The organism is Paenibacillus sp. V4I3, assembly GCF_030817215.1.
Lineage (GTDB): Bacteria > Bacillota > Bacilli > Paenibacillales > NBRC-103111 > Paenibacillus_E.
The window spans coordinates 8071842-8087974 of the sequence record NZ_JAUSZA010000001.1; the positions used below are offsets into that span (position 1 = coordinate 8071842).

The following is a 16133-nucleotide window of genomic DNA, read 5'->3' on the forward strand; positions in this document are numbered from 1 at the left end:
TCAACAAAGCAAGGCTACCATTCGAGATGGCAGCCTTGTCATGGTTAACCTATAATTGCCGAGCATTCATCAACTAGCTCGATTTGGTACAACCTTTTCGGTTACGTTATTACCGTTACTATTCGCCATCTATTAAATATTCCTTTGTGTCATTACCACGCTATTCTGCCCATTAGCTTAAAGGTTAGGTGAACATCGCTATATGAAGCATCAAATAAGCGTTCAGAACATTCCATCATTTTTTACTGGTTTTTATTAAAGTTCCAATCCCTTTATAAACGGTTGCATCCTGCCATCTTTCCTTGGATGAGTTACCTGGCGTTTATGTACTCCCACTCGAAACGCACCTGACACACAAACGCTCACGCCTTTACGGTGATTATTTCACCGACAAATTGCATGACTGCTAACAATATGTTCACAGTGCGAAATCTAGGCTTATTTATTTGTTATCTTATTAATCTGATCTTGGGTTATCTCTACATCCCATTTTTTGTACCGTGCAAAATCATTTAGCGTTTCTGTAGTAACTGACCCTTCAATATTATATTTGAGTGAGTTAGGTACGATAATACTTACTTCATATTTACCAGGTAAAACTGGTACAGCGTTTTGATCTTTTAGATCCCAAATAGGAAGGTAAGCTTGATACCATGACATTGCAGGTATTTCCCCCTTAAGATCAGAAAGTTTGTAACTCTTAATGATTTCTTTTCGTTCTCCAATTACTTTGTTTATTTGAAATTCAATGGAGAGTGGTTCAATATTAATGTCTTCTTTACCTTGATTTTTAAATTGCAGGGCAGGAATAAGAGCTTTTTTGTTTTCATCTATTGAAGGCGGTCCAAATGAAATACCAGCAACACTATTTATCATTCCATCCATAAAATATTCCAACGTTGTTAATCCCCATGAATCTCTAACCAAAACTTCAAAGGAGCTTGGTGTTTCTTTTGAAAAGATGAATGTTGAGAACTTCCGCTTGTCCCCAGTATTTACCGCAGTAACTCCATCGATAGTTATTTCCGCACTGGAACCAGTTACCTTCTTATTTGAATCTAAGGCGTGTATCTCGATAACTTTTCCCTCGAGATCTTTATTTATTGTTATTAAACCTGATAATGAATAACTATTATTTCCAGAAGGGTTGCTCTCCAAATTGCTAATGGAGACAATGTTTTCAGTGTCTCGTAGTATCACATTTTTATCATCATCGTTTAAATAAATGTCGATTACATTTTTCCCTCCACTTGATTCAGAAGGAGCTGTATAAATTACCTTACCATTCAACGTCTCTGAGAACAATCGTAAGGGTATATAAGCCTTATTATTATAATTAATTACAGGATCATCATTGCTAAATGAAACTTCTTTAGTTTCACCTTTATTATGAAATGTAACTTTACTCGGAAATAAGAATGCTTGTAGACTTTCTGACGCAAATGTAACTGTACAAGCTGAAATTCCAATACCAACAATAATTCCAGAAATAAATTTCTTCATAGTCACCACTCCTCGTATTTATTGAATTTCATAATAAGTTAGACGTATTGAGAACTGTAATTGTTTTTATATCCAAAATAAAACTTAATTTTTGCTTTTTTTATACTTTATAAGAAGAGAAGCAATTAAAGTCTCCCATCTGGTTGTTTAAACTCTTTCTCGTATCACTTTTATAAACGGGAGGAACTTATGAAACTCAGGGATTAAGTTACATCGGTATGATATTTTTTAGCAGACTTTTTAAGTCTACAAATAATTGTCTGGTACCACCCCGCTAAACTGCCCGTTGAGCAGACGGCAGCCGTTCAGTTAGCAGGCTGCCGTCGTGAGTGATTGAACTATCGTTCTGCGTTAGCTGAATTAATTTACGAAGCTCTTGCTGTTAATAAGTGATAATAATTAATTATTTTCAGTCCTTTTGAAGTAGCATATTTATTAAAAATTCCCTCTACATCTTTTAAGCATTCCTGCCAAACAACTTCTCTTAGTTTTTGGCTCTGTCCAAAGCATTTTTTAATAAGAACATCTTCTGGTGTAGAAAGGTATTCAATTTCTTCAAGTAGCTCTACTTTAATATCCGTTAAACCACTTTCATGAAGATTAAGTTCACACAATATGTCATTTGCTTCTGGCTTTGGTATTTGGGAATATAGACCTGGGAATAGCTCTCGTAAAGCACCGTGACTGCCAGCATGGTAGAACCCTAAAATTACCCCACCTGCTTTGACAATTCGATTGCCCTCGTGATACCAATCTCTTGGTCCTTTTTTTGTATATGCTACATCGAAATAATCATTTGGAAAGGGCAAATTACCATTTCCATCAATAATCAAAAAGTTGATGTTTTCTACTAATTTAGCTTTGTTCCCCGTTTCAATAAAGCCCTCTACTACATCAATCCCGACAACCTCTCTTGCATTTAATGCAAATTGTAACGCAAATTCACCGTGACCACATCCAACATCCAATAATCGACCTTCACATAAGTATGAAGTTATTTTATCTGCCAATATCATTTCAGCTCTCGGTTCATCAAACGTTGACTTCCAAGGGTATTTATATTCCCCCACTTCTTCGAACAATTGTTTATACCACTCTGGGCTATGGGGTGCTACCCATTCGGGGTGTTTCATTGGGTCAAAAAGTATTTTTTGCATGCCGTCTGACATCTTAATCCCTCCTATTTGAGGTTATTCTTAAATATCTCTTTCCTTAATTACTTTCTGGAACTTTGTGGGAAATCCTTCTGTTGTTTCAAGAATAATTAATTCAGTCATTTCTGCCCAGTACTTCAAAGGTACGTAGCTTTCCGCCACGCTCTACTGCCCGTTAGCGGAATAGGCCACCGAAATTTATCACCGGCAGCCTGCTAGATCTTGTTATGAAGCTATCGTTCCTCGTTAGCCTAACAAATCCCAGTTCTCAATCTTTCACAACAACTTATTGGTTCGACAAAAGCATCACCCACTAACATATTCGGCGGATCGTTTGAATTGCTCGTCATTTGGACTCACGGCTATATAAAGGTCATATTGATCCAATACTTGGATAGCGAACACTCCCACCGCATATCCCAAAGAACGTATTCTTGCAGATTATCTTTTATTGCTTTTATTTGCTTTTTAATTCAATGGTTTCGGTAATATCATCCACAACAACAGTAGCTTTAATTATTTCGTCTTTTATTTCAATCGCACCGTTTCCCGGAGCATTTTTAAGGATTAGAACCTTCTCTTTAGGAGGAGAATCTTGTGACTGCTTTGTACCACGGGAACTTGACTGAAATCCATATTCAAAGTGTTTTATTGAAGCCAATTCAGCTAACGATCCTTTATAGGTTAAAGTGAACTTACTCTGTGATTGGTTCTCATAACTTGTTTTATGGTTGGTATCTTCTGTAAACACCCCTTTTCCGGTCACCTGGTATTCTGCTGACCAATTCTTACTTTCTCCAACATAAATATAATTATGATTAACTACTTTTTTGTTTGAACAGCCATTAAAAAACAGTGTTGAGATAAGACAGATAAAAACTATTGACGTAAGTTTCAAATAAATTCCTCCATTTCATATTTGATAAAATCATAATCGATTATTGATTTCAATAATGTATTATCCATATCAAAAACAATGCCTTTGAATTTAGCTTTCATCGTATCCTCCCACAGTTTTTATGATCGACCTGATCACTAATATCCATTTATTAGTGTATTCGTGACACGCACAAAATTCCCTTTAGGTTGTTCTTCGATAATCTAAGCTATTGCACTAATGTTATCCGTTAGCTTAATCCTCAGTGATTTGATAAGAAAATTACATTGTAAGACCCAACGACAATTTTTGGAGGTAGCATGAAACAGTTCACTCCAGATAAAGTACCTGCAGATATGTTCACTACATCAAAGTTAAAGAAAATGGGGCTTACCCCCATTTCAGAGTACTCTGCGTATATTACTTATCCCCCAAGTAAAAGACGCTACAAGTTATACAAGCTTGAGAACGTACGTCCAATTGATAAGAATGCAGGATATTCATTACTCGTCAAAGTTAGTAAATATTCAAGCGGAGAAATTTTAAGCCCACAAGAAATGGAAAAGAAGCTAAGAGAAATAAGTAATCGCTTTAAACCTATATGATTCAAGTAAAACGAGGTTGCAGTTTATCTGAAACCTCGTTTTACCACATGTTCAACTATCGTTTTCCGTTAACTAAACGAAAATCTCGACTTATGATAGGGAAACTGAAGTAACATTGCCCTGCAGTGATTGCATTATACGATGGATTTAGACTTCCTTGATTAGCTTCCATAACTTTTTTGAATATACTAACCAAACCTTGTAATCACTTATTTCTTCCCTAAAATCGTAAACTTTGTCCATATCCGTGAAATGGCCAATAGCGGCTATCGGTATCTTTAATTCAATTGAATTTTTTATAGTTTTTGATAAATCAATGAATAATCCATCTCTGGTGGATTCTAAAAGCACTGATGAAATTTCCTTTGGGATATTCTCAAGTTTCCTTCCTGTTAACTTTTGAAGTTTCAAAATAATAACTTTAGATAAAAGCATTTCATAATCATGTAGGTCTGTAACATAGAGCTTGTTAAACCAACCATCATCATGTGCAAAATAGGCAAATCTCTCCTTTGGCACATTATGTAATGGCCTAGCAAGATGACTAAAAAATAATAATTCTGCAATTTGAATGTTGCTTAATGCATCCAATTCCTCCTCGTTAGAGAAATCTACCCAACAAAAATCTCCATAGCCATAAACATAATCCTCTATCAGTTGCTTACATATATCAAATCCCTAATTATCTTTTTTTTCTTCATGAGATATGCACCTCAAAATGAACGATTAGTTTTATGTATTTTATAACCTATATTACTACCCTTCAGGCCGGCTACCTTCATATGTCTATATTGCGCTCTCGTTACCGTTAGCTTAACTGAAATGCTTTTTTAGAACAGCTAATTTCGCAAATCTCCTGTCGTAATTTTGTCGTTCCAGAAGGTTATTTAACCAAAATAATGCTCTTTGTTTTTCCCCGTTTTCAAGAAATGTTTCAATGATTCTTTTAAAATTATTGTTATATTTGAATTGCTCATCTGATACTAATTCCAGTGATTGTTGGTAAAAATTTGACGCTTGATTAAATTCGTTCATTTTCGAATACAAAATTCCCAAATAAATCAAACCACTCGCCTTTTCTTTTTTAGAAAATGGTTGATTTATTGCATCCTTCATTGTTTCAATTGCTTTTTTCGTAAGAAAGAGTGATTCATAAAAAGATGCCCTATCAACATAATGCACATATTTTTTCAAAGGTCTTATCAACGAAAATATGCCCATTTATTAACCCGTCCCCATATTAAATTCTCCCGTAATTATGTTTATGTTTCCCAGATCCTTTCTCAACTAACCTGCCCGTTAGCCATCCATGCATCTCATGCACTGCACCACAGTGCATGAAAGTTGCATGAAAGTTAATCAGTTCTTTCATGGTAGTTGAGCGATGCCATCTGTCTACTACTTTATTATTTCAGTCAACAACATTATTATCTAGTCTAAAACTTTATTATTTGCGGACACCATCGAGGTTTTAACCAGAAATGGCCCACACATTGTCATTATCCTCCGTTTATGCGATTCCGAGATATTTTTGAGAGCCCTGGGTTGGTTGTTTATAATATATTCTTTAATAATATTTGCACATTCGACGCTTGTGTTTTTATTCGTACAGACTTCCAAGTCGTATCTACTATGTTTATGTACAATTTCAAACTGTGCTTTGGCTAAGCATATAGGTCTATCTCTTCGCTCGAGCTCGTCAAGCGGACAATGTACACCAATGAAGAATGTTTGTGTGTTACACTAAGTATGATCAACACGGCCAGAAGAAAGAACTCAGACCAAGGGAGACACCCTACCAAATGAAGAAATGGTACACCATCTGCATGTATCTCGTGCTCATACTCATTGTCTATGTATTCAAGGATGAAATTTTGCATTGGATGCAGTATGGGGATGCGCCCGTTCTGCTTATTTTTGCGGCTGCGCTCGGTTTTATTATTGTACCGGTCATCCCCTACAAAATAGTTATCGGCATGCTCGGGTTTATGTACGGTCCATTGCTGGGCGCTTTGATCAGTTGGACTGCTGCTTCCGTCGCGTCAGTCATTGTTTTTTGGCTGGCACGCTACTTGTTTCAAAAGCAGGGCCGTGCTTACTTGTCCAAGTACGAGAAGCTGGAAAAGCTCCAAGCCGCGATTGAAAAAAATCCGTTCCTGACTATTTTATTGGCTCGACTGATCCCGGTTATCCCTCAGTCTGTCGTTAATGTCATTCCTGCCATTACTTCCATTCCGGTCGTTACATTCGCCGTTGCGTCCGCATTGGGCAAAATTCCTGCTATGCTCCTGTTTGCGTTCATCGGCAGCAATCTGTTTGCTGGCACCAGCAAACTCGTTTTGTCCGTCGGCGTGTATGTCCTTTTTTTGGCGTCCGTCTACGTCGTTTACCGCGTCTGGCTCAAGAAGCGATGGCTTTAAGCAGCTATGCTTCGGGCATTTACTGATAAAAAAATCACGGCCGCCTGACGTTGATCCAAGAAAAGCTCAGTAACATTCCCGATAAGAGGTTTTTTAAAGTGTCTGCCGTTATCCACCAGAAGCTGATCATTTCTTCATCGCTGCCGCGGCGGTTTGTTTTCTGGTCTTTGCACTATCGTATCCGTTAGTTTAGTGAGCAGATCTCTTTCTTAGGGTTATTCTGAACCTGATTAATGACTGAACCAATGAAGGAATCAACGATGCAGTGTGGTGTTTCCGAGGTCGATTTTAATTGTGGAACAAATAACGTACCGATGAAGAAATTGTGTTCTGGTAATTCAATTATTCTTGGGCTTCCCATGGTATCTGCTCCAACTATTTTTAATCCGGCTTCATGAATGGTAATTCGCCCCATTGAAGGGGCGACAGCAGGAATTATTCACGCTCTCGTAACGATTTGGTCTGCCGTACGAATAGCAAGCGCAACTGTTGTCAACGTTGGATTTCCGGACCCAATGAATGGCAAAACGCTGTTGTCGGCCACATATAGTCCGGAAATGCCGTGAACTTGACCGTACCGATTCGTGACCGAGGTCGAAGGATCATCACCCATACGGCACGTACCCGAAGTGTGATGCAAATCTCCGGTAGGTACAAGGCAGATTTCACCCAAGGTGATATCGGCCACGGAAGAAATATGCTTTACAGACTCTACCATCTTTTGAATTTCGACTCGTTCCGCTTCACTAAATGAAAAGTGTACTTCTATTTCCGGTACTCCGTATTCATCTTTTCTATTTGGGTTGAGAGTGACCCTATTTTCATACCGAGGATCAATCTTCCCAAAACATTGGATAAGAATGTCCAGCTCCTCCAAAAACGGTTTTGCTTCAGACGATGGATACCAATCATAACCGCTCGGTCCTACCAGACGGATCTGGTAGGGCTTTTCCGGCGTTGCAGTGATTAAAATGGCGAGAGTCCCCGGAATGTCCGTGAAATCTCTGCGGCTTACTTTTCCGGGAGCCAGCATAAAAACTTGATTTGTCATATAGCGGCCAACCGCTTCCCCCTGGATGCCCGATTGAAGCAGCAAACGCGGGGTTTCATACGTACTTGCCGACAATACGATCGTTTTTGCTTTAAGAATATAAGAACTCATATCCGGAGACATGACCTTAACGCCTACTGCTTTCCCCTGATCGACCAGTACTTGAACGGCTCGGGCGTTTATAGCCAAATCGAAAGGTCTGAAAAATGAAGCTTTGGCAATGAGAGAAAAAGAACTAAAAAAAACATCCGCATGAACTTCCCCAAACTTTGTCGGATGAATATCGGCGGCTATCGGCATGTATCTCGATTCGGAAAAACCGCCTTTCTGCAGACGATCCAGCAATATCTCCGTTAACGTAGACCCTCTGGCATATTCGTCGTTGACATTCATGACCCGCTCGGCAATGTCATAATAGGTATCCATTTCGGGAATCGGGATCGGCCAATCCGGAAGCAGAGACAAAACCAAGCGTGAAGCGACTAGGTCCCAGAACACGGTCCTTCCCCCAAGGCAAATGACCTCTCTTGCCCCTATAAACTCCGGATAGGAGCCTTGCAATGGTTTTGATAAGTACCGGTAATATTGTTCAAGGCGTGTACGATTCATCATTGGAAGGTTCCGGCCATGCGTTGGCATGACAATGTTTCCTCTTTCGATAATGCCAATCCGTTTACCGTTGTTCCGCCACTGTTCGCACAGTCTCCAGAGCATGGTTCCTCCTCCGGCACCTGTACCAACTATCAGAACATCGTATTCGTTTTCCGCCATGGTTTCCAAGGAAGTCAGAGGAATCCAATTTTCGATATATTCTGGTGGTATGTGACAAGTCGGAGGAATAGCAACTTGCCTCATGTCCGATTCGGTGAAGAAAGGAAGATTTACCAGTTTACCAGCGATGTTCTGATCAGGGCTTTCGATGGATGGATTAAGTGTTATGAGTTCATCAATCGATACACGCTTTGTATCCGCGATGATTCGAAGTGTATCGTTGTTTCGAGCAACCCATATTTTCAATGCCATGACTCCTTTTTCACTCCTTTACATCTTAATCCTACGCCTAATTTAGTTTATGTAAGGGATACTGGGAATAAGTCTATGCCAAAAATAATAAGCGTTCATCCAATAGAATGAACGCCTACTTACTTAAAGACTTTATTGTCTACTTCAAACATTATTGTTCACTTCAAGACTTTTTTGTTTACTTCAAAACTTTATTTGTCACTTCAAAACTTATTTGTAAACCAATAAGGGGTTGTTGGGTGACAATTAAGTTTTGAAGTGGTGTTTTCGAGTGAAAAACCTGAATTACAAATAAGTTTTGAAGTACTTTTTACATACATGTATCTATAGGTCTCATTCAACTAATGTGTCCTGTTAGAGTAATAACATGTTTGCATATCTCCTAAAATCTACTCCATCGAGATTAAAAAAACAAAGCTCATAAGACTCGTATCGGCCAACATCTACGTTGAAAATTTTTTCCCCCTCGGGGAGAAGTCTTTTAAAAGAGTTTACACAAAAGATTTGACAGACCCCCCTAAAAAAATAAAACCGCGCTGAGCGCGGGTATCTAACGATATATGTTCTTGTCTAAAACTTTCAACTAATAAAAGGTGTATTTCAACAGTAAAACTCCCCCATACGCACAATGGTAAAGCCGATTTCCCGCATCCGCTTGTAATCATCGGCCCACATCTGCTCCGGCCAATGCTTGGGGTAGTAGCACAAGCCCAGATCAAATTTCTCTCCCGGAATGGTTTTGTCCACGGTTCACTTCGTCACCTTATCGTTTGGTATGATATTTGAATTATTCAAAACGGATGTTGCCAGCAAACGGAAGCACCCGGATGTTGCCCGATTCGGCGTCCGTCACCGGCTTCCCGTTGATTGTGACATTCTTGAATACGATATGCTCGACTGTCCTGTCCGCATCGTATCCGCCGATCCGCGACGGATTGGAGCAGTCCCCGGCGCAGGAAATATTCTCGTAGTGGATATGTTCGATCCGTTTGCCCGGCACTGGATTGTACTTCGGGTTGAAGAGCACGCGGATATCGAACAGCTGTCCGAGCTCGAACGGTTCAACCCGGATGTTCCGGTAGGTCACATTTCTAACCGTATTGTTATCGCCGGCATTAATCGACATACAGCCCCGATAGTCGGGCTGCGGCTCATGATGCTCGAGCACATCGATATTTTCGAACATGATGTTCTCAATGACGTCCCCCTTATGGTGATTGCCGTGCCCGCCGATATTCATCGGATGAGCCACGTCAGCCCATAAGACGGAATTGCGGACGACAACATTCCGCGTGTCTCCCTGATAATCCCAACGGCTGGCGTAAACCGCGATGCAATCGTCGGAATTGCGCATAAATACGTCCTCGATCTCGATATCCGAGCTGGCCATCATATCGATCCCGTCCGACCACCCTTTCGTACTGAACGCTTTAAAGTTCGCAATCCGGATCTGCTCGGACTTGCCGATATAGATGCTGTAATGCGGAGGATCGATAAGTGCAATTCCCTCGACGCGAATCCGCTTGGAGAAGATGATACGCACCCCGCGGAAAGCGGAAAAACGCCCGAATTCAGTCAAGTAAAGAACGCCTCTACCGCGGACAGTGACATCGCTGACGGAGTCGCAGACCATAGAGCCCGCGACCGCCGCTCCGCCGGCTATGTAAACCGTTTTCCGCGACGGGATGCGCAAAATCACTTCCTCCAAATGATGCATGCCCGGCCCGAAATAGAGCGTATGCGTCTCGCAGCCGTCTGTTCCCGCAGCCGTCAGCAGCGCAAGAAGGTCCTCGGTCCGGTGGATGCCCGGCTTGATGAAAGCGACGCCCGGCTCGTCAGGGGACGGCGCATCCTGCTCGAGCGGATTGGCAAACAGATGCAAATTATGGAACCTGTCACCGTTCACTTCCACCGACAGCTTTTGCGGGCCGTCAATGGTAAAGGTGATCGTGTTGCCGTTAAGCGTGTAAGAAACACCGCGCGACAACGGACGAATCACGCAGTCGTTTACTGTCCTCTCGTTCTTCGTAACCTCAATCTCAGTCGTGCCCGAGCAATCGAACATCGCCATGGAGGCATGCCGGACCTGATGCATGTCGACTTTGACATCATAGACGAAGAGCTGTTCCCATTCGCCGCCCGCCGGTCTTGCCCTGACCGTGAAATCGTGATTTTCCGCTAACCCCGAGGGGCCCGGATACGTAATTAGCTTTGTTTCCTTTGACATGTTGGTACCTCCAACTGAGTTCATTTTGATGTATGGCGACAATGCCCACGCGATCCGCAATCATGATTATTGGATTTTCACGTCGAAAGTCGGCTCGGATGGCGCTTATTATATTTTTTAGGTTCCCTTATTGGGGGCCTTTTTTATATGACAGCATATGGTCCAGCAGAGAAGCCACTCATCCCCAATCGGAAATGAGCGGCTTAAGCTCAATCAATTATCTTAGTTTAATGTTACGATCTTCCACTGCTGGTTGGTGCTGTTGCTGTCGTTGAAAGAAGCGGCCTGACGACCGTTTCCGTAACCTTTAGTCTAACGACAAAACCTTCACACCTTAAGGAGCGAGGTTCAGTTCCCCCTCAGTAAGTCGTTCGCTTTCCAGCATGTCTTCGGTATCCCTCAGTATACGGACTTTGACCGGTTGTCGGAGTAGTTCAATAAAAAGGCGAAGCGACGATGTTGTTTCTCTCGGATGGCAGCCTCCACCTCAGGAAACAGTTCCGCCCACCCTGCTGCTTTGATTGTAGTGGCATCTCTTTCCATGATTGTACTACTCTGTTGTCACGGAAGCCGAAGCTTTCAAACAGCTTTTTGGCAGAAGTTATTGGTCCCATAAGGGATCCAGCAATAACGTGCAGGTCCAGCAGGAGCATTGTAGATACCGGTTTTATTGAATATTCCTCCAAATAGAGAAAATGCTTTAGGTTATCTTTGTACATTACATAGGTTTTAAATAAATTGCTGTTCCTCCCGAGCTTTCCAAATGAAACTCAAGTATGGAATCTTTGGTAACCTCGACAGATCTAATACCCACCTTTGTGCGAGTATCAAGTTCCGATACATCTTCATAAATCTGTGCACTATATTTATTCTCAGCATCCAGAAAATGTAGAGGAATTTTAGCAGTACGGGCTTTCTCATTATTAATGCATCCTATAAACCATTTGCTGTCCTTGCGTCTTGCAATAATTGCATACTCTCCGATCTCACCCGATATTCCAATTGACTCATCCCAAGTTACCGGTATTTTCTCCCAGAATTCAATTTCCTCCTCACCATGCCAATCCGAAGGTTTGTCATACCAGAACATCATCTGCATAGGACTATACACAATAACGCCCATAGCCAGCATATGTGCATGTGTTACTTTTAACCGTTTATCAAAATAGCAAAGCGTATAATCACCGGCACCTGCCTGAAAACGCACAAAAGGTAAAGTTGTGTTATGTGTAGCCGTGGGAAAATGCTCATTTCCCCGAATCCCTTCCTGTGTAAGCACATTGGGATAAGTTCGCGAAAGGCCTGTAGGGCGATAGGCATCGTGAATATTGACCATCAATCCATGTTCATGGCACTTTTTTACCGCTTCTACAAGCCATCGTGTCCACTCTTGAGGCCCTACTTTCACAAAACCTAATTTAATGCCTGCGATCCCCATCTCTTTCCATACAGGAAGTGAAGCATCCAAATTCGGTTCTGCTGCCGTTCTGTCCACATAGAGGAAGATCCCGATCCCTTTCTCCTTCCCATAGGAAATGACTTTCCTCAGATCCAAATCCCGGTTGGGATCTTCCCTTGTTGGAACGATCGCCCTATGTTCCGGGGGATCCAACGGTCCGTACCAGCCACCGTCAAAAAGAACATACTGGAGACCATGGTCGGCGCAAAAATCAATGCAGGCAAACGCGCTGGTTGTAGACAGACCCACATCCCGCAACGCTTTTCCAGGCTTTACATATGGAAAATCCTCCTCCTTGCAGGCCTCGCTCAGATTCAGCGCCATGTTGCTCCGGCACAGCAATTCTGCCGCATGGTCGGCAAGAATAAAAGTGCGCCACGGCGTTGCAAAAGGAGCCTTTCCTACTACATGGGAAACCAGGCTATCGCTTTCATCCTCGTTTAATGTAAATCCATATCCCACATAATCAACATCATTGTAAAGTCTGCACATATGTCCTGATAAATGCACTTGTAACGTGTTTTCGGCATGTTCGTCTTTGACAATCAACATCCTGGCGTAATCGGTCAGCCCCGCTTCGTGAATCAGCACATATCCGCCTTCCGGCAGTTGCACGGCAAACGGACGTTCGCAATAGCCGCTTATGTCTCCTACCGGTTTTACACAATATTCCCCTTCGACTCCATGCTCTTCCCAAGCCATACTCCCTGAAGGGAAAGTAAAACCTGTATCTTCCTGAGTAATGGTAAACTCCTTTATTTTTTCCTGCTCCGGTATCACATATTGAAAAGCCGTTCCCTCCGAATAAGCACGCAAACGGATTTCCAGTATTCTTCCCAAGTCATCTTCCACGCAGACGGCTGCCTCTTCGAAGCTTTCGTCAATCTCGGCCCGCTCCCCGTATAGAGGTTTCCACGATCCTTCCACTTTTCGTCTCGTAATATTACTTATTGTAAACTTGTCGCATAAAGAAGGAAAGTTGGCCAGGTGCAGTCCAAGCCTTGAAGGCATAACCACCGTTTGCCCTTTACGTTTCACGTCATACCACAGTTTTCCATCCTGATCCAAACTCAAGCCGATGCTATTCCCGCCATATGATGCTTCTACGATCATCCTTACTCACCCCAACCTTTATTTTCCAAATATTTCATAGGCAGAAGAAGCGTCAAGAAGTTGGCTTGACCGCTCCTTCTGCCTATAAGGTGATCTCCTATTTCTTCCAATCTTTCAGATATAAACGATTCACGGCTTCTGTAAGATCATTTCCGACTTGCTTTTTCCACTGATCGATGAAAGCATCGTAATCTTCAAGCGTTTTCTTGCCGATAATGACCTGAGTATACAGAGAAAGCCACTGATCAAACAACGCTTTCCCCTTAATTGTCAGGTCCTCACCCGAAGGCGAAGTAATCGGTCCAGGAGGAGCCGTTACGGTTACAGTCAAATTATTTTTCCCGTAATGCCCATTCGGATCGTCAATTAAAGTCGCCAATTGCTCTTTAACCGGTTTGGACGTCAATTGCTTCGTGTAATCCCAGTCTGCCCCGACCTGGGCTATAGCCCCCAACCACCCAAAACCTTCTCTCACTTTTGCATCGTCATTATTGAGTTCCTTTTTAACGACCGGAACGCCGTCCACATAATCAAAGGTCTTGCCTTCGACCCCATAACTCCTTAAGGTATACATATCTTTGCTCATCGATCTATTGATAACATCCATGGCTGCATGCAGCTTATCTCTATCTTTCTCTAGTTGGCTTCCAAATGCCACGAAGTACATGCCGTTCAACAAGTCCCCGGCTATATAAATCGGCTTATCTCCTTGCTTTAATGCCGGGTACGGGCCCCAGTCCATTTTAATATTCGGTATTTTTGCAGCAGCCAAATCTGGAGCAGAGCCCGGTATATAAGGCGGCTTCAAGACATTCGCCAAGGGACTCTGAACTTGCATAAAGATGGAATTTCCATTGTAGAAATCATTACTATAGCCAGGAGAATCCATCGTAACCCATTCCGGATTGATGTAGCCATCTTTATACCATTTCTGCAATTGCGCCAGAGCACTCCTCATTTCCGGCATGAACGGACCATACATCAGCTTTCCGTCCTTCATATGCCATCCCTCGACCGAAGTTCCGTATGCTCCCAGTACCCATCTGAAGGAACCCAGAATCCAGTCCTTCCCTCTAGCTGCAACCGGATATTTGTCAGGATATTTCAGTTTATATGCCTTAAAGACGTCATCCCAATCAGCTATGGTCTTAGGCATCGTCTTTCCGAGCTGTTCCAACACATCCGTTCTGACAATCATTCCATAAGGGGTCAGCGAGACTTGCGAACCTGCACCAAATCCTGCAAACTTGCCGTTAACCTTCATCCTTGAGAACATGCTGTCCTTGGAATAACCGTTGTTGGCAAAATTTTTCAGCGCAAGGTTATACACATCCGGCATATACTGCTTAAACTCTTCTTCTGTAAATTTGGCCGTAGCCTTCTCTAAAACCGTCTGACTGCTCCAGGTCAGAAAGATATCGGGCAAATCTTGGGCAGCCAAAAGCAATTGAATTTTTGCCAGGTAGTCGGCATCGGGAACATTCGTCACCTCAAGCGTATTGCCTCCCAGCTTCTCGTTGAACTTCTTCATGACTTCCGAATCTTTATTCGGCGTGATGCGCATTCCGAGCATTTTAAAATTATAGGTTTTCTTCGGCTGCTCCTTTGGCGCATCTGCCGCCGCCGTCTTATCTGCGGGCTTACCGTCAGGCTTCGCGCATGCAACAAGCGATCCGGCCATCAAGACCGCCGCAATTGCTGTGGCTATAATCCTTCTGTTCTTGTTTAACAAAGGTGTTTCCCCCTTCAGCGAAATAGTTTATATTATAACGACAATGTCACTATAATCACATTCCTAGCCTTTCACAGCTCCAATCATAATGCCCTTAACGAAATACTTCTGCAAGAACGGATACACTAAAATGATCGGAGTCACGACAAGCATCAAGATGGCCGACTTAATAGACTCGGGAGTATAGCGGCTGCCCGTATGATCGGCCGTCGGGTCTAAAGCTATCTGATCAGCCCCGGACATCTGATAAGCATCCTGCAAGACATCTCTCAATTGGATCTGCAGCACTTTGATGTTTCCGTTGGTGTTGTAAATCAATGCATCGAACCAGGCATTCCAATGACCGACCATGGTCCACAACGTCACTGTCGCCAAGACCGGAGTAGAGAGTGGAATCACGATTTTGAAGAAAATAGATAACTCGTTTGCCCCATCCATCTTCGCGCTTTCCTCTACTTCATCCGGCAGCACCATAAAAAAACCTCTCATAATCAATATGTTCCATGCCGTGCAAAGACCGGGAAGCACCAAGGCCCAGATCGTATTGGTCAAATGGAGATCCCTTACCAATAAGAACGTAGGAATCAGACCTCCGCTGAAAAACATGGTAAACACGACTAGCCCCATCCACAAAGGACGCCCGTACAATCCTTTCTTGGAAAGCGGATAAGACATCATGGCCGTAACGATTACGGTCAGAAAAGTCCCCAATACTGTTCTCAGTATCGTCCAATAATACGCTTTCAAGATGGACCCGCCGATAAAAATCCGTTGATAAGCATCAATAGTCGGATTCATCGGAATCAAATGCAAACTGATGATATTCGCTTCCCCCGGCGGACTCAAAGAAATCACAATTTGTTGCCAGAATGGAATGACGATGGTTAGGCACAGCGCCGTCATAAATACTGCGTTGCCAACGTCGAAACTTTTTTCCAAAAAACCTTTCTTCATCCTCATCCTTGCCCC

13 protein-coding genes and 1 pseudogene are annotated in these 16133 nt (G+C 42.5%); 2 read left to right on the forward strand and 12 right to left on the reverse strand.

Translation table 11 applies throughout. From position 1 onward, the window contains the following. Nucleotides 1–438: 438 nt before the first annotated feature. From QFZ77_RS37380 to QFZ77_RS37390, 3 genes are all read right to left on the reverse strand, one after another. Entirely contained in the window at nt 439–1503 is a 1065-nt protein-coding gene (locus tag QFZ77_RS37380) for a hypothetical protein (protein ID WP_307448975.1), read from the reverse strand. A gap of 365 nt (nt 1504–1868) precedes the next feature. Then, on the reverse strand, nt 1869–2672 hold the full coding sequence (locus QFZ77_RS37385; protein WP_307448977.1) for a class I SAM-dependent methyltransferase: 804 nt from the start codon (nt 2670–2672) through the stop codon (nt 1869–1871). 442 nt (nt 2673–3114) lie between these two features. After that, nucleotides 3115–3555, reverse strand: coding sequence for a hypothetical protein (locus QFZ77_RS37390; protein WP_307448979.1), 441 nt, complete (start codon nt 3553–3555; stop codon nt 3115–3117). A 299-nt stretch (nt 3556–3854) separates the two neighbouring features. Here QFZ77_RS37390 and QFZ77_RS37395 point away from each other — a divergent pair, with 299 nt between their 5' ends. Further along, complete coding sequence (locus QFZ77_RS37395) at nt 3855–4139, forward strand: hypothetical protein (protein WP_307448981.1); 285 nt, start codon at nt 3855–3857, stop codon at nt 4137–4139. A 147-nt stretch (nt 4140–4286) separates the two neighbouring features. Here QFZ77_RS37395 and QFZ77_RS37400 read toward each other — a convergent pair whose 3' ends face one another. The 3 genes and pseudogenes from QFZ77_RS37400 to QFZ77_RS38125 all read right to left on the reverse strand — a co-directional run. Then, nucleotides 4287–4730, reverse strand: a complete 444-nt coding sequence (locus QFZ77_RS37400) for a hypothetical protein (protein WP_307448983.1) — start codon at nt 4728–4730, stop codon at nt 4287–4289. 222 nt (nt 4731–4952) lie between these two features. Beyond that, nucleotides 4953–5360, reverse strand: a complete 408-nt coding sequence (locus QFZ77_RS37405) for a protein-tyrosine phosphatase family protein (RefSeq protein ID WP_307448985.1) — start codon at nt 5358–5360, stop codon at nt 4953–4955. 210 nt (nt 5361–5570) lie between these two features. Continuing rightward, nucleotides 5571–5867: pseudogene (locus tag QFZ77_RS38125) on the reverse strand (phosphotransferase-like protein); the annotation flags it as partial. Between the two features lie 74 nt (nt 5868–5941). Between QFZ77_RS38125 and QFZ77_RS37410 the strand changes: the two are divergent. After that, nucleotides 5942–6559 (forward strand): TVP38/TMEM64 family protein, encoded by a 618-nt coding sequence (locus QFZ77_RS37410; RefSeq protein WP_307448988.1) that lies wholly within the window; start codon nt 5942–5944, stop codon nt 6557–6559. A 439-nt stretch (nt 6560–6998) separates the two neighbouring features. Here the strand turns inward: QFZ77_RS37410 and QFZ77_RS37415 are convergent, their stop codons facing one another. From QFZ77_RS37415 to QFZ77_RS37440, 6 genes are all read right to left on the reverse strand, one after another. Beyond that, nucleotides 6999–8633, reverse strand: coding sequence for a GMC oxidoreductase (locus QFZ77_RS37415; protein WP_307448991.1), 1635 nt, complete (start codon nt 8631–8633; stop codon nt 6999–7001). A gap of 600 nt (nt 8634–9233) precedes the next feature. After that, nucleotides 9234–9380 (reverse strand): beta-galactosidase, encoded by a 147-nt coding sequence (locus QFZ77_RS37420; protein ID WP_307448994.1) that lies wholly within the window; start codon nt 9378–9380, stop codon nt 9234–9236. 40 nt (nt 9381–9420) lie between these two features. After that, nucleotides 9421–10860 carry a glycosyl hydrolase family 28 protein gene (locus QFZ77_RS37425; RefSeq protein WP_307448997.1) on the reverse strand — a complete coding sequence of 480 codons (1440 nt, stop codon included), beginning with the start codon at nt 10858–10860 and terminating at the stop codon, nt 9421–9423. A gap of 718 nt (nt 10861–11578) precedes the next feature. Beyond that, entirely contained in the window at nt 11579–13432 is a 1854-nt protein-coding gene (locus QFZ77_RS37430; RefSeq protein WP_307448999.1) for a glycoside hydrolase family 97 protein, read from the reverse strand. A 97-nt stretch (nt 13433–13529) separates the two neighbouring features. Beyond that, nucleotides 13530–15164 (reverse strand): extracellular solute-binding protein, encoded by a 1635-nt coding sequence (locus tag QFZ77_RS37435; RefSeq protein ID WP_307449002.1) that lies wholly within the window; start codon nt 15162–15164, stop codon nt 13530–13532. A gap of 63 nt (nt 15165–15227) precedes the next feature. Beyond that, the gene (locus tag QFZ77_RS37440; protein ID WP_307449004.1) at nt 15228–16124 is read right to left on the reverse strand and encodes a carbohydrate ABC transporter permease; all 897 of its coding nucleotides are present in this window, start codon (nt 16122–16124) and stop codon (nt 15228–15230) included. Nucleotides 16125–16133: the final 9 nt, after the last annotated feature.